General features: G+C 36.9%; 20 protein-coding genes. 2 read left to right on the top strand and 18 right to left on the bottom strand.

Annotation, left to right across the window (positions count from 1 at the left end; translation table 11 throughout):
* Positions 1–16: 16 nt before the first annotated feature.
* The 5 genes from NU09_RS08860 to NU09_RS08835 all read right to left on the bottom strand — a co-directional run bounded on the left by NU09_RS08860 (position 17) and on the right by NU09_RS08835 (position 4,253).
* Complete coding sequence (locus NU09_RS08860) at positions 17–961, bottom strand: PstS family phosphate ABC transporter substrate-binding protein (RefSeq protein ID WP_129750922.1); 945 nt, start codon at positions 959–961, stop codon at positions 17–19.
* A 265-nt stretch (positions 962–1,226) separates the two neighbouring features.
* Positions 1,227–2,057 carry an energy transducer TonB gene (locus tag NU09_RS08850; RefSeq protein WP_129750920.1) on the bottom strand — a complete coding sequence of 277 codons (831 nt, stop codon included), beginning with the start codon at positions 2,055–2,057 and terminating at the stop codon, positions 1,227–1,229.
* Between the two features lie 31 nt (positions 2,058–2,088).
* Positions 2,089–2,646 (bottom strand): ExbD/TolR family protein, encoded by a 558-nt coding sequence (locus tag NU09_RS08845; RefSeq protein ID WP_129750919.1) that lies wholly within the window; start codon positions 2,644–2,646, stop codon positions 2,089–2,091.
* 20 nt (positions 2,647–2,666) lie between these two features.
* Positions 2,667–3,314 carry an ExbD/TolR family protein gene (locus NU09_RS08840; protein WP_129750918.1) on the bottom strand — a complete coding sequence of 216 codons (648 nt, stop codon included), beginning with the start codon at positions 3,312–3,314 and terminating at the stop codon, positions 2,667–2,669.
* 96 nt (positions 3,315–3,410) lie between these two features.
* On the bottom strand, positions 3,411–4,253 hold the full coding sequence (locus NU09_RS08835; RefSeq protein ID WP_129750917.1) for a MotA/TolQ/ExbB proton channel family protein: 843 nt from the start codon (positions 4,251–4,253) through the stop codon (positions 3,411–3,413).
* 458 nt (positions 4,254–4,711) lie between these two features.
* On the opposite strand from NU09_RS08835, the gene NU09_RS08830 reads away from it, so the two are divergent.
* A complete protein-coding gene (locus NU09_RS08830; RefSeq protein ID WP_129750916.1) occupies positions 4,712–5,074 on the top strand; it encodes a cupin domain-containing protein in 363 nt (120 codons plus the stop codon).
* Positions 5,075–5,084: 10 nt separating this feature from the next.
* On the opposite strand, the gene NU09_RS08825 is transcribed toward NU09_RS08830, so the two are convergent.
* Positions 5,085–6,425, bottom strand: a complete 1,341-nt coding sequence (locus tag NU09_RS08825; protein ID WP_129750915.1) for an FAD-dependent oxidoreductase — start codon at positions 6,423–6,425, stop codon at positions 5,085–5,087.
* Positions 6,426–6,607: 182 nt separating this feature from the next.
* Here NU09_RS08825 and NU09_RS08820 point away from each other — a divergent pair, with 182 nt between their 5' ends.
* Positions 6,608–6,766, top strand: a complete 159-nt coding sequence (locus tag NU09_RS08820; protein WP_129750914.1) for a lmo0937 family membrane protein — start codon at positions 6,608–6,610, stop codon at positions 6,764–6,766.
* A gap of 67 nt (positions 6,767–6,833) precedes the next feature.
* Here NU09_RS08820 and NU09_RS08815 read toward each other — a convergent pair whose 3' ends face one another.
* The 12 genes from NU09_RS08815 to rsgA all read right to left on the bottom strand — a co-directional run bounded on the left by NU09_RS08815 (position 6,834) and on the right by rsgA (position 21,617).
* A complete protein-coding gene (locus NU09_RS08815) occupies positions 6,834–7,922 on the bottom strand; it encodes an agmatinase family protein (RefSeq protein WP_129750913.1) in 1,089 nt (362 codons plus the stop codon).
* Positions 7,923–7,926: 4 nt separating this feature from the next.
* Entirely contained in the window at positions 7,927–9,210 is a 1,284-nt protein-coding gene (gene kynU, locus NU09_RS08810) for a kynureninase (RefSeq protein WP_129750912.1), read from the bottom strand.
* Between the two features lie 103 nt (positions 9,211–9,313).
* Complete coding sequence (gene queA, locus NU09_RS08805; protein ID WP_129750911.1) at positions 9,314–10,363, bottom strand: tRNA preQ1(34) S-adenosylmethionine ribosyltransferase-isomerase QueA; 1,050 nt, start codon at positions 10,361–10,363, stop codon at positions 9,314–9,316.
* A 98-nt stretch (positions 10,364–10,461) separates the two neighbouring features.
* A complete protein-coding gene (locus tag NU09_RS08800; protein ID WP_129750910.1) occupies positions 10,462–11,685 on the bottom strand; it encodes a 3-phosphoshikimate 1-carboxyvinyltransferase in 1,224 nt (407 codons plus the stop codon).
* Between the two features lie 3 nt (positions 11,686–11,688).
* The gene (locus tag NU09_RS08795; protein WP_129750909.1) at positions 11,689–11,898 is read right to left on the bottom strand and encodes a hypothetical protein; all 210 of its coding nucleotides are present in this window, start codon (positions 11,896–11,898) and stop codon (positions 11,689–11,691) included.
* A gap of 33 nt (positions 11,899–11,931) precedes the next feature.
* Complete coding sequence (locus NU09_RS08790; protein ID WP_129750908.1) at positions 11,932–12,258, bottom strand: nucleotide pyrophosphohydrolase; 327 nt, start codon at positions 12,256–12,258, stop codon at positions 11,932–11,934.
* Between the two features lie 3 nt (positions 12,259–12,261).
* Positions 12,262–14,205, bottom strand: coding sequence for a DUF3857 and transglutaminase domain-containing protein (locus NU09_RS08785; RefSeq protein WP_129750907.1), 1,944 nt, complete (start codon positions 14,203–14,205; stop codon positions 12,262–12,264).
* A 4-nt stretch (positions 14,206–14,209) separates the two neighbouring features.
* A complete protein-coding gene (locus tag NU09_RS08780) occupies positions 14,210–16,216 on the bottom strand; it encodes a DUF3857 domain-containing protein (protein ID WP_129750906.1) in 2,007 nt (668 codons plus the stop codon).
* A 1-nt stretch (position 16,217) separates the two neighbouring features.
* Positions 16,218–18,215, bottom strand: coding sequence for a DUF3857 domain-containing protein (locus NU09_RS08775; protein ID WP_129750905.1), 1,998 nt, complete (start codon positions 18,213–18,215; stop codon positions 16,218–16,220).
* Between the two features lie 26 nt (positions 18,216–18,241).
* Positions 18,242–20,143, bottom strand: coding sequence for a DUF3857 domain-containing protein (locus NU09_RS08770; RefSeq protein ID WP_129750904.1), 1,902 nt, complete (start codon positions 20,141–20,143; stop codon positions 18,242–18,244).
* 50 nt (positions 20,144–20,193) lie between these two features.
* A complete protein-coding gene (dtd, locus tag NU09_RS08765; protein WP_129750903.1) occupies positions 20,194–20,646 on the bottom strand; it encodes a D-aminoacyl-tRNA deacylase in 453 nt (150 codons plus the stop codon).
* Positions 20,646–21,617, bottom strand: coding sequence for a ribosome small subunit-dependent GTPase A (gene rsgA / locus NU09_RS08760; RefSeq protein ID WP_129750902.1), 972 nt, complete (start codon positions 21,615–21,617; stop codon positions 20,646–20,648). The genes dtd and rsgA overlap by 1 nt, the downstream gene beginning before the upstream one ends.
* Between the last annotated feature and the right edge of the window lie 8 nt (positions 21,618–21,625).

The following is a 21,625-nucleotide window of genomic DNA, read 5'->3' as shown; positions in this document are numbered from 1 at the left end:
TTACGTTATTCAATTCTTATAATTTCTTACGAACAGAAATCTCTCTCGTAGGAATCTCTGCAGGCAAAAGCCCAGACTTTAAAATTATACGCTGGCCTTCACGTGCGCTTATATAGATTTCAAAACCCATGCCTAAACCCTGTTTGGTCTGATAATTTAACACATATAGCTTTCTTGTTAACGGGTAGGCTCCGGTAGCTATATTGCTTTGATTGGGCTTGTAATACTTCTTCTCAGCCCCGTCCATTTTAACATTATCAACTCCTAAAACTGTAATTTCGTCAATATATTGTGTAAGATGCTCAGGTGCCTGTACTATCCAGTCTATCCCAATAATACCTATTGCACCTGCATTATCATGCACATATTTTATAATCTCCTCATTGTTTTTTACAGAATAAACTCCGCTTTCGGGTAGTTTATCTACTCCAGCCATTTTCAACATATACTCTACAGTACTGGAACCCGGGTTATCAAAAACAAGATTTTTAACCTTACCCGAAGGCTTTCCTCTCAAAACATTTAATACATCTTCAAGATTAACTACCGTATCATTAGTTCTCGAGTTGGCCAACAAAGCTATGGCATCTGTGGCAAATTCGGTAACTCTTGGTGTAATCTTTCTGTTAGTAAAATATTTTTCTTCCGAAGAAGTAAGTTTTCTCGGCAAAACGGCTACGCTGGCAGAGTCATTCAATAATGCCTGAATAATCTCTTTCTCTGTTTTGTTAACCTGTTTAATATGGGCTCTGGTATAAACACTATGAAAAACAGTGAGTACATCTTCAACTATTGGAGATATTGTATTATCGGTAAGAATTGTAATCTCACCGGAAGTAAGCGTTTCTTCAATTACAGTTTCACCGTTCTCATCTGTTTTATTCTTACACGAATAAAAAGTTCCTGAAACAGTTAAAGCCAGTAAAAGTGAAAAAAATATGTATTTGATTTTATCTTTCATTACAAGATTATATTAATCCCTGTCATTCTGTTGTTGCCATAGCCTGTAAAAGCGTATGAAAGAATAGACAATCAAAATTATGCCTAAAGCCAGCCTTTGATTACGTGAAAGTGGCAAAGGTAAAGTTTTCCAAAAAATAATCATAAGGCCTAAGCCCAAATACATTAAAAAGAAGACCAAGCCAAAAACAAACAGAAATCGCTTTACAGGCGATTTCTGTGTTTGTCTTCGAGTGTTTCTGCGTGAAAACATCTCTGGTATATTATTAAGATTTAAGGTTCATTGTGATAGGAAGGGTAAATGATGCCCTTACATTCTTACCATTCTGAACACCCGGCTGCCATTTCTTTTTCATTGATTTAAGAACACGGATAGCCTCTTTACCCATACCGTAACCCGGATCTCTAAGTACTTTAATGTTAGTCATAGAGCCGTCCTTTTCAATTACGAACTGAACGAAAACCTTAACGGTCATATCCCTGTCAACCTCCGGCGGGTTAAAATTATTTCTTACATATGCATAGAAAGAGTCCATACCACCCGGATACTCAGGTTGTACCTGAAGACCAGCAGTGTTATATACATTATTATCTTCCGGCTCCACACCTTTATCTAAGTCACCTGAAGGAGTACCGATATTGATTTCTCCTGTTGGGCTTGCCTCAGCATTTCTTGAACTTGGGTCAGCTTTTTCAAACTGCTCAGTTCTTGGCGGTTCTTCTACAACTTCTTCTTTTTTCTTAACCTCAAGCGGTTTAAATTTCACCTCTTCCACAACCGACTTAGGAGCCTGTTTTTGCTCTACTGGTGGTGGTGGCGGCGGCGGTGGAACATCTTCCACTGGCGGAGGTGGTAAATCTACAACCTCAATCACCTTATCAATTTTTTCTGCATCTTTCTTACCTACAAGCTTATCAAAAGCACCATAAATTTTAGGCAGAGAGATTAAGAAAACAAAAAGCAATGAACCGATGATAAGAGCCCTTACCGTAGTTTTAGGGTTCTCTGATCTTAGTTTGTAAGCACCATACTGTTTGTTACGGCCCTCAAAAACAAGGTCAATCCATTGTTTATCGAAAATATTAAGTTTTGACATAATAATAAGTTTTGGTTAGCTGAAACCGGAATTAATACATTCCTTTTTCTTCTAACAATTTCACTTCCGGTTCAGATATATCACCAATAGCATAAAGCTGTACATTGGTAATTGCCATCTCATCAAGAATATCTACAAGATTCTTGTAGTGTGTCTTGTCACTCGGTTTTATAATAACAATAAGACCTTTGTCTTTATTGTCTCCGTAGACAGATTTCACAGCTGATATGCGCTGTAATAACGCCTGACGAATACCTTCTTTACCGTATTTAGTCTCTGTAGGAGCTACAAGCGGAGTCTCAAACTGACCCATATACCAAAGAATTGTATCATCTTTTCCCATCAAAACAGTCATTGACCTATCATCAGGAACAGGAGTATTATCCTCAGGCTTATTAGGATCTTGCTCTTTATCAGGCATAGCCAAGTTCATTGACTGTGGTTTTGACAATGACGTGGTAAGCATGAAGAAAGTAATCAAAAGGAATGCCAAATCTACCATCGCGGTAAGATCGACACCCGGGTTCATTTTCTTGCTTCTTACTTTGCCTCCTTTGCCACCGTCGCCGCCGGTATTTAATTCTGCCATTTTATATTATTTTTATAATATTAAAAATCTTCGTTTCGTAAACCTGTAACCAGGAAGAATCTGTTCTTCTTTTGCTCCTGCAGGATATCAATCACTCGCTTGACAGTAGTATAGTCTTCGTCAGCATCACCCTTAATAGCAACATCAAGGTCTACATACTTAACATCTTTACCAGCTGCCATTTCCTCATTAAGGAATTCTCTAGACGCTTCACGGGCAAATTTAACCCAGTCACCAAGCTGATTATTAATAGTGTCATAAGGTATACCTTGCTGACGATCTTCCTCATTCATCTCGGCAATATCCAATTTTAATAAGCCTTTAAGCTGATTAACCGGAACACCAAAACCAGGAATGTTGGAAAACTTCTCATATTCCTGTTCAGTAAACTGAACATTGTATTTTTCAGATATACGCTCTAAGGTTTTTCTTCTAACCTCTTTACCTAATACACTAAAGAAAACTTTTTGGTCACCTACAGTAATGGTAGCCAGGTTTTCCTCAGGAAGCTTAGTCTGCACAGTTGAAGCGGGCGCATCTACAGGATGCGGCTCAGGCAACTTTGCAGTAGCTGTCATTACAAAGAACGATAGCAAAAGAAAGGCCACGTCGCACATTGCGGTCATGTCTATCCTTGTGCTTTTCTTTGATACTTTAACTTTAGCCATTCTTAAATTTATTAGCTTTTGCAAAGCCTGAAAGTGTGCATTATACAATCACACTTTCAAACCTCACTTATTATTAGACTTAACTCTTTAACTCAATTATGCGTTGTTAGCACGTGCTCTGAATCTTCTGTAAGTTTGAGCAATCGTGAAACCAGCCTCATCGATAGAGTAAGTTAATTTATCAATTTTAGAAGTAAATGAGTTGTAAGCGATAATCGCTAACGTTGAAGTTGAGATACCTGTTGCAGTGTTGATAAGTGCTTCAGAGATACCGTTTGCAAGCTGAGCTGAATCCGGAGTAGAACCTGCACCTAGAGCAGAGAACGCCTTAATCATACCTGTTACCGTACCTAATAGACCCATTAACGTACCAATTGATACTAGAGTAGAGATAACTACAAGGTTTTTCTCTAACATTGGCATTTCAAGAGAAGTAGCCTCTTCAATTTCCTGCTGAATAGCAGCCTCAGCTCTTTCGCTGTCAAAACCTTCTCTTTTAACCTCTTCATATTTTAAAAGACCAGCTTTCACAACATTAGCAACAGTTCCCTGTTGTTTGTCACACTCGGCCATAGCCTCAGCGATGTTTCCGCTGCTTATTTGTTTTTGTACTTTAGCTACAAATGCCTCAACGCTTCCTTTACCAGCTGCTTTAGAGATAACGAAGAAACGCTCGAATGAGAATACTACAGACATAAGGAAAAGACCCATTAGTACAGGTACTACATATCCACCTTTGTAAACCATACCTAGATAGTTACCAGGTAGCGGGTGACCTGTGTTGTCTCCATCAACGAAGTTAGATGGTGCTCCCATAATGTATCTCCATACTAAAGCTCCAACGATAATACATGATACAATAGCTAAAGCTGCAAATAAATTTGATCCTTTAGACCCTCCTTCTTTTTTTTCAACCTTCTGAATAGATGCGTTTGCCATTTCTTTTAAAAATTTAGTTCTTTTTGATTTTTAATAATAGTTCTTATTGTTTAATTTTCTACTTTTTAAAATAAGATTGGCAAATTTATATTATTAGGAGATAAAAAAAAACAAAATGATTTTTTTTCTCGTTTCTTAACATTAAATTATCACAATCTTAAACTTACATAAACACCCAATTTACATTAGTGCTTTATACAATTTCTAATTTTTTAGGTATAATACTGACATTCATTATAAATTCAATTAAATTAATATAGATTCTGTATAAATAACATAAAAGCCATAATTTTATTGTGCACGCATTGTAAAATAGTTTTTTTGACCATTTCCACAGCAAATAATACTCCGTTTAGACAAAAAAACATCTTACTTTGTAGTACATTTTTTATAAAATTACGACCAAAACGTCAGATTAACTAACGGATAGCCATATTTTAATTAAAAAATAACTTCTTATGAAACAATATTTTACACAAAAAAGTCCCTTTATAGTACCTACAAATGATGGTAAATTAATAGAAGAACATTTCGGCAAAGCTTCTAACGGAGATAATAATGTTTCTATTGCCCATATGATAGCCCCGCCACACTGGAGCGAACCGTTTCAAACCCCGGAGTTTGACGAGTACACCTATATAATAAAAGGAAGGAAACAGTTTATTATAAATGATGAGAAGATTATACTGGAAAGCGGCCAATCTATAAAAATCATGAAAAGTGCAAGGGTACAGTACTCCAACCCTTTTGATGAACCCTGCGAATATATAGCTGTATGCTTACCGGCTTTTACAATTGAAGCTGCTAACAGAGAAGAATAAAAAAAGCTGCTTAATCAAGCAGCTCTATTATTTTTTGTTCCACTTGGGGACTATTCCATTTTTCTTCTATGCCATCTATTTGCATTATTTCATCCATAATAGCTTTTTGCTGATCTCCTATCGCTAACGCTTCAGAGTATGGCCTGTAACTAAATGTTACCCTACTATACAGAGGAAGCCACTTATCAGGATGTTTGGCAGAAAACCATTTTTCAATTTTCTTTTGCAACAGGAATTTTGCGTCTGCCGTTTTGGAGCTCATTTCCATAAAGTTACGGTAAGACAACTCAGCTATAGCATCTGCATTAGGCTTACGACTTATTTCATATTCCTTAAATATAGTATCCCAATCGTCACCACATTGCTCCATTAACTGATTAAGAATAGTAATATCCTCAAAACCGGCATTCATACCATGACCGTAAAAAGGAACAATAGCATGGCAGGCATCACCTATAAGGGCTACTTTATCATTATATGTCCAAGGATAACATTTCATCGTTACCAGTGTACTGGTAGGATTTTTAAAGAAGTCTGCAACCAGATCAGGAATAACATCTATAGTTGAAGGAAAATAAGTAGCAAAGAAATTTTCCAGACTTTCTTTATCCTTTAAGGCCTCAAAAGAATTTTCACCTTCAAACGGCATAAACAATGTACATGTAAAGCTACCGTCAAGATTAGGCAGTGCTATAAGCATGAAATCGTTTCTTGGCCAGATGTGAAGTGAATTTTTATCCAGCTTATGGGTACCGTCTTCGTTTGCCGGAATATTAAGTTCCTTATATCCAGTATTTAAAAATTCCTGAGAATAATTAAACATACTTTGTCTTTGCATCCTGTGGCGTACCCTTGAAAAAGCACCATCAGCTCCAAACACTTTATCGTACTTTAGCTCACTCCATTCTCCCCTTTCGGTTTCTCCTGCATGAAGTGTAGCATCGGCTAGTGTTACATCCCAAATTTTTGTTTCAAAAAAGAACTCCACCCCTTCAGCTTCTGCCAGCGTAACCATCTTTCTGTTAAGAAGTCCGCGTGAAAGCGAGTATATACTTTCGCCATCCTTACCATAATACTGAAAAGCCAGAGGCTCGCCAACAATATGAATGGCTCTTTTATCCATAGGGATAGCTATCTGCCTTATCTCATCTCCCAAGCCTACTTCATCAAGTGCCCTCCAGCCCCTGTGTGACATTGCCAGATTAATGGAACGTCCTGAAAACTTAATGGTTCTGATGTCGGGGCTGCGATCGTACACGTGTACGGTATGCCCTGCTCTTTTAAGGTATATTGCCAAAAGCGATCCTACTAAACCGGAACCGACTACTGCAATTTTTAAGGGAGTTTGCATGGAAAAAAATCTAAAACACTGCAAAAATACTCAATAAATAAAACAAGCCCCTGTTTTTCGGCATTTATTTCACTTTCAGAATTTTATTAAGAAAACTTTTGCACCTAAAGGTTTCTTAATTAATTAACACACCCGCATTAGAATGTGTAATTTTAACCTACTAACTATAAAAAACTTAAGTTATGAGAGATTTGATCTGGTTAATTATCGTAATCCTGGTTATAGGGTGGCTGGTAGGATTTTTTGGATTTAGAGAATCGGTAGGTGGTTTAATACATATCTTATTAGTATTAGCCATTATAGGAGTTCTTTACAGGCTTGCAACAGGCAGAAGGCCTTAAAAGCTTTACTTTACAGCATAAAAAAGCCCCGCAGCAATGCAGGGCTTTTTTACATATTAAAAGTTTATTAAAACTTAATTACATTCCCGGTTTGCATACCGGTGTTTTTTGCCAAAACACCACACATATGGAAAAGCATTCTGGCGCCTACGTTACCATCCCAGTCATCACCTTCTTCTCCCGGAGCTACCTCTACAAGATCAAAACCTATAATTTCTTTTCCGCTTTCTGCAAGCCTGCTGAATAAATAGGCTGCCTGCTCAAAAGAGAAACCTCCCGGAACCGGAGTTCCCGTATTAGGACAATACCAAGGGTACATACCGTCTATATCAAAACTGATACAAACTTTTTGCGGCAGCTGTGCTATAATAGCATCACATTGCTGTTTCCATATTACACCTTCAAAAGTTTCAGCTTTAAGGTCGCGATCTGTGTAAATCTTTACACGACTACCCTCTGCTTCGGCCACTTCAACTTCCTGCTGGCAAAAATCACGGATACCTACCTGAACGATTTTTGTTATTTGCGGTAACTTAAGTGCATTGTACATTATGGATGCATGTGAATAGGTAAAACCTTCATAAGCAACACGAAGATCCATATGTGCATCAAGATGAAGCAAACCAAAATTGTCATGCTTAGAAGCCAGGGCCTCATAATAACCCAGCGGCGTACTATGATCCCCACCTAAAAGAACAACTTTCTTGCCCTGCTCCATCCAGTACTGTATCCTTGCTTTTACCTCATTTTTAAATTCATGGCAAATAGCATTAATCTCTTCAAGATTAGCTTTCAGGGTAGCGTCATCCTCAATATTTTCTCCACCTTCCAGTGCCTCTATAATAGGCTGGGCAAGGTTTTTATATTTTTTGCTTTTATCAGCCCACTCTTCCGTCTGACTATTTTGATCAAGGTAAATTCCCAACTTCCAAAGCTCAGGAAATTCCTGGTGATGCAGATCTACCTGAAATGAAGCTTCCATTATGGCATCAGGACCTTCTGAAGCTCCCGCACCATAACTCACTGTAACTTCCCACGGAGCAGGTACTATAATAATCTCGCTCTCTTGTGCCGTGAATGGCAAACCAAAGATACTGGCATCAGACAGTCCCGGCTGACTTGGGTCGAACCCTGCTATTTTTTGTTCTTTTGTCATTTCCTTATTTTCTGTGTGAAAGGATTCCTTCTTTTAAAATCTGTCCAAACTCATACATATCTTCATAAGAGCAGTATAAAGGCACCGGTGCTAACCTGATCACATTTGGCTCTCTCCAGTCAGTAATCACACCGCTTTTCATTAAATAGTCAAACAGTTGTCTTCCTTCACCATGAAGATAAACCGAAATCTGGCAGGCTCTTTCTTTAGGGTCTGCCGGAGTAATAACCTCAAAATTACCGTTGATTTCCTTATCAATTTCATGAAGAATAAACTCTAAGTAAGAAGTTATACAGTCTCTTTTTTGAATAAGTGCAGGCATACCTACCTCATCAAACATTTCTACTGACGCTAAGTATGGTGCAAGCGACAATATAGGCAAACAGCTCACCTGCCATCCGTTTGCACCGCGAACAGGATCAAACTGAGGCTCCATTAAAAACCTTCTTTCTTTATTATGACCCCACCATCCTGCAAAACGAGGAAGATCTAAATCATTATGGTGCATCTCGTGAACAAAAGCACCCGATGCATTACCCGGACCTGAGTTCATATACTTATAACTACACCATGCAGCAAAGTCTACATTCCAGTTATGAAGTTCCAGGTGAATGTTACCCGCAGCGTGTGCCAAATCCCATCCTACATAAGCACCGGCTTCCTGACCTGCTTTAGTGATGGTTTCCATATCAAACACCTGACCTGTATAATAGTTTACTCCACCTATTAAAACAAGCGCAAGCTCATCGCCTACCTCTTTAATAGTATTAAGAACATCTTCTTTTCTTATATTATGTTCTCCCGGACGTCTCTTGATTTCCACAATAGCATCTTCAGGCTCAAAACCATGGAATTTAACCTGGCTTTTTATCATATACTGATCGCTTGGAAAAGCTTTCTCTTCACAAATAATCTTATATCTTTTTTGTGTAGGCTGGTAAAACGTTACCATAAGCAGGTGAAGGTTTACCGTAAGAGTATTCATAACCGTTACTTCACTTGGCAATGCACCTACAATTTTACTTAACGGAGCAGAAAAACGCTCATGATAATCCCACCATGGCTTATCGGCATAAAAGTGACCTTCTACAGCCAGCTTTGCCCAATCATCCATTACCTCATCAACATAAGCTTTTGTTCGTCTTGGCTGTAACCCAAGTGAGTTACCTGTAAAGTAAATTACCTGCTTGCCGTTTACATGAGGAAAAATAAATTCGTCCCTGTATTTTGCAAGTTTATCTTTGGCATCCATCTGCCTTGCGAATTCGCGTGTATTTTGAAACTCCATCTTTATTTGTTTGTTGCGCCGTAAAATTACACAATTAATAAAAAACCGTAAAACAAAAAATCCTGTCGTTAACGACAGGATTCATTTTTTATCATTTTACTAATTAAAGTATTAGCATTGCATCTCCGTAAGTATAGAATCTGTATTCTTCCTTAACAGCTTCCTCATAAGCTTTCTTCATAAGATCATGCCCCATAAAAGCACTAATCATCATAAGAAGTGTAGATTTTGGTGTATGGAAGTTAGTAATCATACAATCGGCCACACTAAAATCATAAGGAGGGAAAATAAATTTATTTGTCCAGCCTACATAAGGGTTTAGTGTTTTTTGTGAAGATACCGAACTCTCCATAGCTCTCATCGTAGTTGTACCCACTGCACAAACTTTCTTCTTATTCACTTTTGCCTTATTTACAATATCACAAGCCTCCTGAGTTATCATAAGCTCCTCAGAATCCATTTTGTGTTTAGAAAGATCTTCTACCTCTACCGGGTTAAATGTACCTAAACCTACGTGAAGTGTAATTTCGGCAAAGTCGATACCTTTTATCTCAAGCCTTTTTAAAAGGTGCTTAGAAAAGTGAAGTCCGGCAGTTGGAGCCGCAACAGCACCTTCTTCTTTAGCATATATAGTCTGGTAACGCTCTGCATCTTCAGGCACTACTTCTCTGTTTATGTATTTAGGTATTGGTGTTTCTCCCAGTTCAGTAAGCTTTGCCCTAAACTCCTCATAAGAACCGTCATATAAAAATCTAAGAGTCCTACCTCTTGATGTAGTGTTATCAATAACCTCTGCTACAAGAGAATCATCATCACCAAAGTAAAGTTTGTTACCTATCCTTATTTTTCTTGCAGGATCCACAAGCACATCCCAAAGACGCTGCTCTGAATTAAGCTCCCTTAAAAGGAATACCTCAATTCTTGCACCGGTTTTCTCTTTATTACCATAAAGGCGGGCAGGGAAAACCTTAGTATTGTTAAGCACCATTACATCTCCTTCATCAAAATATTCAAGAATATCTTTAAACAACCTGTGCTCTATAGTTTTTGTTTTTCTGTTTACCACCATTAAACGGGATTCATCTCTGTTTTCAGCAGGAAATTCAGCCAGTAGTTCTTTTGGCAGATTGAAATTGAAGTTTGATAATTTCATCTTTGTATTTTTAATTGGATGCAAATATACTACCGCAAAACAGGGGTTGTCAAGTATTTTGGGATTTATTTATTTTTTAATTGTAGTAATGCCCGCTATTAAAGCGTTTGTATAATAAAACCTGTTTTTTTAAAGTCTTCCCAAAAAGCAGGATAGGATTTAGAAACAACCTGAGCATCGTTAATTATAATTGGCACTTTTAAAGCCAGAGGCGCAAAAGCCATTGCCATTCTGTGATCGTTATAAGTATCTATAGCCGCATCATGATTTATTTGCAACACAGGCTGCAATTCAAGTGAATCTTCTGTTATAACAACATCAGCACCTAATTTGGTAAGTTCCACCCTTAATGCTTCAAGCCTGTCCGTTTCTTTAATTTTAAGTGTATGCAGCCCTGTAAGCTTACAACCGATTCCCAAACCGAAACAGGTTACAGCTATAGTTTGTGCAATATCGGGAGTATTGTTAAAATCAAGATTAACCACTTTAGGTCTTAAACTTGTTTTATGCAACACAATACTGTTAGCTTTGAAAACAGTTTCCACTCCAAGAAATCTATATATATCTGCAAGGGCACTATCTCCCTGAAGACTGTCTTGTCTGTAAGAGGAAAGTTCTACCTGAGAGCCTTCTTCCGCCAGTGCAATTAATGAATAAAAATAAGAAGCACTGCTCCAGTCACTCTCAACAACAACTTTCACAGGATTCATCTGATCAAGCGGACTAACATTGATAACATTACCTGTCATTTGAGTACCAATACCTACCTGAGCTAAAAGCCCTAATGTCATATTAATGTAGGGTATCGATGTTACTTTACCCTCAAGGATAATTTCGAGTCCGTTTTTAAGTTTTGGTGCTACCAGCAACAATGCCGTTATATATTGGCTGCTTACATCTGCCTTAAGCGAAACCTTGTTATTCGTTATTTCTGATTTAGCTATTCTTAAAGGAGGATATCCCTCTTTTTCGGTATATTCTATTTTAGCTCCCAAACTTCTAAGGGCATCAACTAAAATACCAATAGGGCGTTCCTTCATTCTTGATGAACCTGTAAGAAGCACTTCCCTGTTACCATGAACAGCAAAAAATGCCGTAAGAAAACGCATGGCTGTACCTGCATGATGAACATCAATAACATCTTCACTACTATTGAGTGCTTTTATCATGGCATCCGCATCATCCGACTCAGAAATATTTTCAACTTTTATCTGAGGGTATAATGCCTGTAGTAGTAAAAGCCTATTGGTTTCTGATTTACTTCCGGTAATTTGTATTGACGAAGAAAGCATCCCTGAGGATGCTTTTAACTTAAGATTCATTATCTAATGAGTATTACTTTTCTTTTTAAACCACTTTCCTTCCCTGATTTTTGACAGAATGAACATTTCACACAATGTCATACTCAGGGTAAAGCTAATCATAAAACGCCATTTGTTTTGAAAGTCATCCCAACCGTCTATAAACACCAGCAATACGGCTAACGGAAAATAAATGATTATCCCTCCTATAAAATGTGCAATCTTACTCTTCATAATCTGAATATTAGCTTCTCAAAAATAAGCAAATTACTTCAGTTTCTCGTTATTATGGTGGCGATCGTGATCACGTTTGGTTTTGAGGTCCATTTTTTTATCAAAAGCAGCCTGCAGGTCAACCCCTGTTTGGTTAGCCAGGCAAAGCACTACAAATACCACATCGGCCAGTTCTTCACCAAGGTCTTTGCTTTTGTCACTCTCCTTTTCGCTTTGCTCCCCATATCGGCGGGCAATTATTCTTGCCACCTCACCTACCTCTTCGGTAAGTTGTGCCATATTGGTAAGTTCGTTAAAATAACGCACCCCATGTTCCTTTATCCAGTTATCAACTTCCAACTGTGCATTCTTTATATCCATCTCTTATTTTTTTTTAAGTATTATCTTTTCCGCCTGTTTACTTATCTTTTTTGTATAAAAATCTTTAAGAGACTCATAATATTCCGCCCCAACACTGGAGTAATTTGATCCTTCAATAAAAACAATCTGTATTTTACCATTTTGCTCCATCACATTGAAATTAAACCCCATAATCTCCATATCAGAAACAAGCGCCTGTGGTTGCGGTAATGACTCTATCTTATATCCTTCGGGTATAGTTATTACAAATGTATGCCTAACTCTTGAAGGAAAAATAAAATTCATAGGATATAATCGTTTTTCTTCCCTAAAAGGGTTTTCTGTTTGTGTATAGAATAAAAGTGGCGATATGTATATATTATCACCTATAACCTCAACACAGTCATTTGCTGTAAAATTATAGCTAACAGATGCTTCTATACCTTCATTATAGTTAAAATCAGCAATCTCAACATTTTTAAAATCGGCTTCTGTTTCCTGTATTCTTTCTTCTTGGGTCAAATTAAAGTATTTCTCATTGCACATCATCGACTTATAATCATAATACTTACTGCTAACCTCTCCTGTCAGCCTGCCATCTTCTTCCAGTTTTGCTGTTACATAAATATTTTCCTTCGAATGATCTATCGGATTTAGTTCAATCTCCTTGTGAGAGTAATCTTCCCGGATCAACCTTCCTACTCCATTCAAATCTCTTAATGGTAATACTCCAGGTGTAGCATGCTTACTTGTAGCATCAAGCAGAATTATGCCGTCTTCCAGTTCTGCCGCTGCAATAACATAGTTAAAAGAATTAATGCTTATATAATCAACCTGGCCGTTATCACGGGTACTTAAAATAACCGGATTTGCATTTACCCCAACATAATTAAGCATAGCAATAAGCATTAAGTTTATATCTCCTGAGTTACCCTTTTTCTCTTCATAAGCTTTCTCAACACCATACCTGGAGCTTATCCCGTGAAGTCCTACCCAGGTCATCCTATTCTTTACGTAATCAAAAACTTTATTGACCTTCTCTCTTTTTCCCACGATACCGTTAACAAGAGAATCTATATCATCCATAAAATAATGGATTTCTTTAAGTTCACATCCAAAATCAGAGCTTTCATAAATCAACTCGCCCACAGACTCCCAACTTGTAACAAAATCTGTTGTTTTATCATTTAATCCGGTTATAGAAGATAATTCGTGCTTTACAAACAGAAGATAATTAAGAGGATTATCAATATATTGTTCTGATTTAAATGCAGGTAAATTTTTAGACATATAATGCCTGCATACATCGGTAAAAGTGAGCGTTAAAATCCCTCCGGTTGTAACTCTTCTTTTTGTACTGGATGTTTCATTTACTCTGTAATAGGAATTCATAATTCGATTATAACTATACATTTGGGGTATATTAACAGTATACTCCACATAGTTTACAGGTATAACCTGTTGAAAATACCAATCAGGAAAATCATGTACATAAGGAGATGTAACAATGTATTTATATTCTACAACTGACCCTTCCCTAACATCAGTCAGTAATATTTTTTTATTGCTTTTATTGCTACTTACTTCTTCTATGAAGTTATCTTTCTTTTTTAAAGGACTCCTTTTAATTTTTCCATCCACAAGATTATATGTTACCGCATCACTAAAAACAACATTTTCCGTACTGTTTTTTGTATGATAAAAAGGAATCGACACGTTAGCATAATCATACCCTGCCTTTTTATATATCTTAATACGCACCTCAACTTCAGTTATCAACAACCAACCGTTATCATTTGCGTCAAAATAAGTATTACCTCTCTTAAAAAGAAATGCTGCATTGGCAGAGGGATCTAGAAAGTGTTCTTTCTCCATTAATTCTTCCTTAGACACCTTACCTAACCTGAAATCGCCCGCATTGACAGCAAAGGAAAAACAAAGGAAAAGTAAAATTGCAATTCCTTTCATACTATCATTTTTTCTTTAAAACTATTTTTTCTGACTGTTTGCTAACAATATCGCTATATATATCCTTTAGCGTAGTGTAATATTCAGGGTTAAATCGTGCAAAAGACAGATCTTCCTGAGCTATAATCTGTAACTGATTGTTCTGATTTACCGTCACTGTAAATTTAAAAGACACATAATCATCCTGAGTGGCATACAATACAGACTCCGGCATGGATTCTACCACATATCCTTCGGGAATAGTAAAGGTTATAATATATCTTTCATTTTGAGGGTAAATAAAATCTATAGGCAGTTTTCTTTCCGTCTCATTAAAAGGATTTTGAGTCATACTAAAGCCTAATAAAGGAGAAATATATATCTTATTACCAGCCACATCTGTATTGGTCTTAAAGTCAAAACTTTCAGAAACCGGCTTTGCAGTATCATCTAAATCGGTAAGTTCATAATCACTTAATTCTACGGCAAGCCTGTTTTCATACATCTGTATTTTTGCCTCATCATTAATACCGTTATATAACTCCCTAAGGGCTAAAGCATTATAATCATAATTCTGAATTTTACACTTACCTGTTACAGTACCGTCTGTATTAATCTCACCAATAACCATAATATTTTTCCTTGATTTTTGTTCAGGCAACAGGCTTATCTCTTTTGAGGTAAGATTTTCCTTAATCATCCTCCCAAAAAGGTTAAGGTCCCTTACAGGAAGTATATTTTGTGTTGCATACTTACTTGTAGCATCAAGAAGTATTGTTTTGTTTTGAATTTCTACACCTGCTATAACATAATTAAACTCATCTCTGTTAACAAAAGCCACATGCCCTTTATCTCTTGTACTCAACAGTACCGGATTAGCCTTTAAACCTGCATATCGCAACATGGAGATTAGCATAAGGTTAATATCGGCCACATTTCCAGACCTGCTTTCATAGGCTTTCTTTACACCCTTTTTACAGGTATATCCATATTCACCATCCCAAGCCATTCTGTTTTTCACATACTCAAAAATCAGGCTTGTTATTTCTTCGCGGTTAATTTTACCTTCTAAAATTGAATTAAGGTCTTTTTGATAGTAATCGGTTTTAGCTATTTCTTCTCCAAAATTCTCTTCATTGTAAATAAGTGCAACAACACTGTCCCAGTCATATGCATATTTTTTTTCTTCAGAATCCGGATACTGAACACTCGCCAGCTCATGTTTAATAAAAGACTTATAATTATTTATATTGTCTATAAAGGCTTCTGTTTTTAATGCAGGTACATTTTCAGCTTCATAGGTATAAACATTTTCATAAAACCCTACCTGTCCGCTTTCAGAGCGCAAAGAGGAGCTGGAAACCCCATAAGGGCCTCTCTTAGCAACATGGCTGTACTGCCTAACCACCTGTCTTGTATCCTTACCTTCTTTTAGTTCTATATACGGGCTTTTCACTCTGTTATATATGAAATAATGCGGAACCGCAAACTCCACCTCAATATGCTTTACCGGAATTGAGTACTGAAAATACCAGTCTGGAAGACTTGACAGATACGGTGATTTTTTAATATACCTGTATTCTATAACCGAACCTTCCTTTACATTAGGGAATGCTATTTTTTTAGTACGCCACTTTTTATTGGTTTGTTCTGTAAAAAGTCCGTCATCTTCTACTTTGGTTTTTTGTATATCTCCATCAACAAAATTATACACTACCGCATCAGAAAACGCTACATCCTCCCAGTCGGCACCATAGTTATAATACGGAATCTCAACGTTCGCATAATTATAGCCTTCTTTAGTATAAACTTTTAGCCTTACAAGTACATCTGTAACAATAACCCATTTGCCCTGACTATTAAAATCAAAGTAAATTTTACCTTCCTTATTCAATATAGAAGCTGCAACAGAGGGGTCTCCCTGGTATTGAGATTCTTTAAGCTCCTTTTCAGAAACTTTTCCAGGTTTATAATTTTGGGCAAATAGAACACCCGACAGCAATAACGTTACTACTAAAGAAATCTTTTTCATATTATATTTTCTTACTTAAAACAATTTTTTCGGTTTGCTTTTCTACCATTTTCTGGTAAAAATCTTTAATTACAGTATAGTAATCCTGCGGAATGTTAGAATAATTAATCTCTGTAGTGGCAATAAGCTGTATCTGTTTTTCATTCGCCTGGATAGAGAATTTAAAAGTCCCTATATTCTGTTCCATGCCCAATGCCAATGATTCCGGAATTGACTCTACTACATAACCCTCAGGAATACTTAATGTAATCATGTACCTGTCCTGTCTCGGATACACAAAATCTATAGGATATTCTCTCTTCTCCTGTTTAAAAGGGTTTTCAGTTTCAGCAAAGAACAATAAAGGATGTACATATATTTTATCTCCGATAATATCTGACACATTCTTATGCACAAAATTAAATTCTTCTACTACAGGTTTGTTTAAATCGTCATTAGTTACAGAATAGTCAGCAATCTCAATACCGTCATACCTTTTTTCCAGTTTCTCCAGATAACTATCCTGATTGGTATTAGTATAAGACTCCCTAAAAATAAATGCATTGTAATCAAAATACTGATCTCTTGCCTTACCAGAAATTTTACCTTCCTCATCAATTGAAGCTATTATGGTAATTATTTCTTTTGAATTTGATTGCGGGAACATACTGATTTCTAAAGAGCTTCCGTCTTTCCTTATTAACCTACCGTTCCAGTTTAACGACCTAATAGGCAGTATATTAGGTAACGCTGATTTAGATGTTGCATCAAGCAACACTATCTCATTTCCAGCCTGTACTGCTGCAATAACATAGTTAAAAGCAGATCTTGTAGGGAAAAGCGCAATTTTACTGGACCTCGTTGTAACCAATACCGGATTTGCTTCTAACCCTGCATAATTAAGCATTGAAACAAGCATAAGGTTTATTTCGGCAACATTACCCGTCTTGTTTTTATAAGCCTGTTTTACCCCATCATGACACGTATAGCCATAATAGCTGTTCCAGTTCATCCTGTTTTTAACATAGTTAAATATTACTCCTATCTTTTTTTCCTGAGTATCCGCCCCGGAAAGAAGCGCATTTAAGTCGTCTTCATAATACCCGGTCTTTTTTATTTCACCACCAAAATCATCATAGTTATATATTGTTTTGGCCAAATCTTCCCATGAGTGTGAGTATGATTTAACCGTTTCTCCTGGATATTGGGTTATGGCAAGTTCATGCTCAATACTACTTGTATAATTATCTATGTTATTTACATAATACTCATCCTTAAGTGCAGGAACATTTTCCATAACATAAGTGGCAATCTTTTCTGAGTAATCTATTTGCCCGTTAGAAAACTGAGTACCCCTGCCTGTTCTTTCCTTCTCAACATAAGTAATACGTTTATTAGCAGAGGAATTAGATACCTTAGGAGCTAAATAGCCCCTAAAATTGGGTTTGTATGTAAAGTATTCAGGAATTCTGGTGGTATACTCCGAGTAATTTACCGGTATAGGCTCCTGAAACCTCCATTCAGGAAAAAGACTTATAAAAGGAGACCTTACCGTGTAGCGATACTCTACAATACTGCCTTCCTTAACATCGGGCATCATAATTTTTTTCTGCTTATAAAATTTGTTTACCTGTTCGGTAAACTCACCCTCTTTTTTAAGCTTGGTCTTTACTACCTTACCATCAATGAGATTATAGGTAACCGCTTTATTTACATCAACAGTTTCATCTCCGTTGTCAGAGCTGTAATAACTTATAATCTTATTAGCCCAGTCATATCCGTCTTTATTATATATTTTAATTTTTGTATCAACCTCAGTAACAATCATAAAACCATTACTTGTACTGTAATCCATATAAGTGGTTCCTTTTGCAAAAAGTATTGCAGCGGATGCCGAGGGATCTGTAGGATGGCTTTTTTGTTCCAGTTCTTCTTTGGTTACTTCTCCCAATTCATTTTTTTGGGCATGTGCTGCAAAACCTGTCACTAGCAGGAATGCAATAAGGTGAAAAATTTTCATGGTTGGTTAATTTTGGTTGTGGTAATTTATTTTTTAAGTAATACTGCTTTAGCGTTATCGTTACGGGCTATTTTCTCCCTGAATTGCCTGTACAAATCGTAATCAGATTTCTCATAAAGCCCCTTATTTAAAGAAAATGTCCTTTTATAAACAAGGGTATTGTCATCCTTCAATTCCAATACAGCTATATATTCGCCAAACTTTTCTTTTATCTCAACAGCGTTTGGCAATGCCTCAATAGTATATCCTGAAGGAAGGGTAATTACTATTTCATCGCTATCTAAAAAGCCGCGTTCTATTTCAAACGGATTGTGCCTGTTCCTGTATCGCTGCGGCACATAGTTACTCATATTAAAAGCATTAATAACAAACATCATCCTGTTTCCGCTCACACTTCCGTAACTATCTGCCTCAAGCTCTATTGTTTCGGTAAGCTCCGGCTTTTCGCGATTGTTGGCAAACTCGGTCTTATTAAGCTTTAGATTATTGATGTTATTAAAATATCGTGATTTGTATAACTTATCCAGATCATCTTTAGATCTGGTTTCATACATATATTTATCATCATATTGTGTCCCGTTAGAAACTCTGGTTAACTCACCTGTAATCTTACCGTTATCAAGTAAAGTATAACTTCCTTTTACATACTGTGTATTTTCTTCTTTTTTATAAATATGGGTTCTTACAAGTTCTCCTTTTTCTGGTGTAATTATAAGCGCCATCCTGTCGTCGGTAAAATCACCCTGAAACCCAAAAGGAGCTATTTGGCTAGTACACTCCAGCCAAACCAGTTCATCATTATTAGGTATTGCGAGTACCATGTGGTTACCCTGCATACAAACAAAATCATCAGAAATATCGCGTTTTCTCCTGTCTCCGTAAATAATGGCACAGTAAGAATCCACACCTACAGCCTTTAATAATGACCTTGTGTAATTAGAAAGTGCTTTACAGTCTCCATACCCCAATCTGTCAACATCTTTTGCCAACATAGGTTTCCACCCGCCTATACCCAGCTGTATACTTACATAACGGGTTTTATCCTGTACATATTTATAAACAACTTTTGCTTTCTTTATAGGGTCGGTCTCATCACCTATTAATGTTTTTATTTTAGCAACGGTTTCCGCAGGCACATCATCAGTACCTGTAAGCAGCGTATTATAATACCAGTTACCAAAAGAAGCCCAGTCACTTGCCTCCCCATCAACTCCTTCTAAGTGAAACTTCGTCAATGAGAACATTACCTTAGGCATGATCTTTTTATACGGACTATACTCTTCTGACTTTATAGCCGGAACATTTTCGCAACTTAACTTCAATACTCCTTCCGACTCTTCTTTTTTTAATGTTACGTCATCAAAATTATACTCCTTATACCTAAACCCAAGTTCCGTAGCATATTGTATATTGAATTCTGATTTCTCTACACTCATATACAAATCTGACACAGGCATCCAAGGGGTTATGAAAGCGGTATTGGGAGTTTGAACTTCACTCTCAAAAACTATGGTAAAAGGATATTGTACAGGAGTGTAAGAAAGATATAAAGCTTTTGTATCGGTTATGCCGGCTCCCTGCGATACAGCCGACATCTTGAAATCCTTTTTCTTGATTTTCTTAATCTCTATCCCCGATGCATTATAAATAACAGCCTCAATGGACTTTATTTTCTGTGTTTCATCAAAATATTCATAGGTATCAACATCATCAAAACCGGTCTCGTTAAAAACCGTCACGATTTTTTTGTTTGTAATGGTCATCGACTTGCGCGAATCAATCACAACATCTGTTTTGCTTAGGCGTACAACGGCATTAGCATGCTCTTTTAGATTATCCGGGATTCCGGAAACTGACAGGTTTTCTTGTGCAAAAACCGATAACTGTATAAACAGCAGTAGTAAAGGTGTGTATCTTTTTAAAAACATTTTGTTAAAATCTTTTAGCCAAAAATAGCCGTTTTTAACAAAAATGAAAATTATTCTTTGTTTTTTGTATCAATTAAAATTGTTACTGGCCCGTCATTTATTAATCCTACTTTCATATCAGCGCCAAATTCACCCGTCTGCACAGGCTTTCCTGTCTCATTTTTAAGGCTTTGCACAAAACTTTCATATAACGGAATTGCAACATCCGGTTTTGCAGCTTTTATGTAAGAAGGACGGTTTCCTTTTTTTGTAGCCGCATGCAGCGTAAACTGGCTAACTACAATAATATCGCCATCAACATCAGTAACACTTAGATTCATCACGCCATCCTTATCACCAAAAATCCTTAGCTTGGAAATTTTGGCACAAAGCCAGTCAATATCTTCTTTTGTATCGGCATCCTCTATGCCTATCAATATTAAAAGTCCCTTTTTGATATCAGCCGTCTTCTTCCCGTCTATAGTTACCGAAGCTTCACTGACTCTCTGTATTACTGCTCTCATTAATCTTCGTTATCATTATTACGGCCGTCGCCATAAATATCTGTCCTGTAGTTTTCGTCTTCACCTTCCAGCATCTGTATATAGCTTTTATAACGCGACCAGGCAATTTCATCATTCTCCAATGCTTCCTTCACGGCACAAAACGGTTCGTTTTTATGCAGACAGTTATTAAACTTACATTGGTCCTTAAGCTCAAAGAATTCAGGAAAATAATCGCCAAGCTCATCTTTTGCCATATCCACTACACCAAACCCCCTGATTCCTGGAGTATCAATGATTTTAGCCCCAAAATCAAGGTCAAACATCTCGGCAAAAGTAGTGGTATGTTGTCCCTGGCTATGCTGTTCGGAAATTTCTTTAGTCTTTAGGTTTAATGAAGGCTGCAGTTTATTGATAAGGGTAGATTTACCGACACCTGAGTGCCCCGAGAACATACTTATCTTATCCTTCATCATCTCTCTAAGCTCTTCTATCCCCTTATCCTCAATTGCTGAAACCCTTAAGCATTTATAACCTATAGAACTGTATATATACTGAAGGTACAACTGTTCATCCAGCGACTCTTCATTAAAAGTGTCTATTTTATTAAAAACAATAACCGCTTCAATACCATAAGCCTCGGCAGTTACTAAAAAACGGTCTATAAAACTGGTAGTGGTAACAGGGTTGTTTATTGTTACCAAAAGAAATAGCGTATCTATATTAGAAGCAATAATGTGAACCTGTTTTGACAGATTTACCGACTTACGAATAATATAGTTTTTGCGTTCGTGAATATTATTAATGGTACCTGTAGTAGCATCTGAGGTTTCATCAAGTTCAAGATCCACCACATCACCTACCGCCACAGGGTTAGTACTCTTAATTCCCTGAATACGGAATTTACCCTTTATACGGCATTCATAAAAATGGCCTTCTTCGGTTTTTACCGTATACCAGCTACCGGTAGATTTATAAACAAGTCCTGTCATTCGGCAAA

Source organism: Flavobacterium beibuense, from assembly GCF_004151245.1.
Lineage (GTDB): Bacteria > Bacteroidota > Bacteroidia > Flavobacteriales > Flavobacteriaceae > Flavobacterium > Flavobacterium beibuense_A.
Note: the sequence above shows the minus strand (reverse complement) of the source record. Positions and strands in the feature narration are given on the sequence as shown.